Annotated in this window: 2 protein-coding genes; both read left to right on the top strand. The window is 69.6% G+C overall.

The window, feature by feature from the left end; genetic code table 11:
• On the top strand, nt 1-382 hold a 382-nt coding region (locus ACZ5CR_RS45730; protein WP_468869750.1), incomplete at its 5' end, for a DUF305 domain-containing protein.
• Nucleotides 383-958: 576 nt separating this feature from the next.
• Nucleotides 959-1,281, top strand: a 323-nt coding sequence (locus ACZ5CR_RS45725; protein ID WP_468869745.1) for an SDR family NAD(P)-dependent oxidoreductase, incomplete at its 3' end; no start/stop codon positions are given.

Here is a 1,281-nt window from a genome sequence, read left to right as displayed (position 1 = left end):
CACGGCGCCGGAACTGGTGACCTGGGCGGCCGAGCGCACCGAGGAGCACCGCGCGGAACTCGCCCGGCTTCGCCCCCTGTTGCACCGCATGGGCCTGCCCGACACCAATGTGCACCGAGGCCACGACATGCCGGGCATGGTCACCGAGGGCGACCTCGCCCGGGGCCGTCGGCTGACCGGTGCGGCCTTCGACCGCTTCCTCCTCCAGGAGCTCCGCGACCACCTCGGCCACTCGCGACGCGTCTCGCGCTCCGCCGCCCGCTCGGCGGGAAACAGCGAGGTCCGGCGCCTCGCCGCCCGCATCGCCGACACCCGCGCCGACCAGTTGGAGGCGCTGCCCGCTCAGCGAGGCAGTACATCCGACGCCGCCGCCGCCGACTGACCCTGCCTCAGACCCTGACCGACGAGGATCGACAGGGTGCAACGCTTCGTGCCAAATCCGCACTTGTGTGCGGACGGTGAAGGGCAGGCGGAGTAACGTCGTGACTGTGCGAACGGAGCGGCTGGTTTGAAGACGGCCGCCGCGCACTGGGTGGCGACGGCCGCCCGGGGCGCGAGGAACGAGGCTCCCCCTCGTCGCTTCCTCGCGCAGTGCCCTTCTGGGGTGAGATGCGGGATTTCCCACCACGAAGGGCTCTGGCAGGAGCCGTGTCGTCGGTGATGCGGCTCCTGCTGGCCCACAGGGAGTGGCCACTTGGCGCCGGACAGGAAGGCGTAGGACAGCTACCGGTACGGCCACGGAGCTGCGTCCTAACTCCTCAACCGAGGACAGGACTTCCTCTCGCATGACCGGAACAGGCTTTGACCTGCTCCATTCCTCTGGCCCCGGCCCGCGGCGCGCTCATCGATTCCCACAGCGCCGACCTGTGGGACGGCTCGCCGCCCTCGTAGCGGATGCTGCCCTCTCCAGGCGCTACGCTCTGAGTTGTCCCAATTCGGTGGCTCTCGAGGGGGCAGCGTGTCAACGACGGTGATGACCGGAGGCACTTCAGGCTTCGGAGCGGTCGCGGCTAAACGACTGACGCGGTCAGGAAAGGCCCGGCTGATCCTGGGGGCGCGCCGTACGACATCCGGCGGCGAGTCGATCCCGCTCGACCTGACACAGCTCGACTCGGTGCGTGCCTTCGCCGCGTCGGTGCGCGAACGACTGGACGGGACTCCCGTCGACGCATTGGTGCTGAACGCCGGAGTGGTCCGCCCCGACACCACCGGCAGAACGGTCGACGGCTTCGAGACGACGTTCGCGGTCAACCACCTGGCGCACTACCTCCTGGTGCGCCT

The organism is Streptomyces sp. NPDC031274 (assembly GCF_055570235.1).
This window is presented reverse-complemented; position numbering and strand designations above follow the sequence as displayed.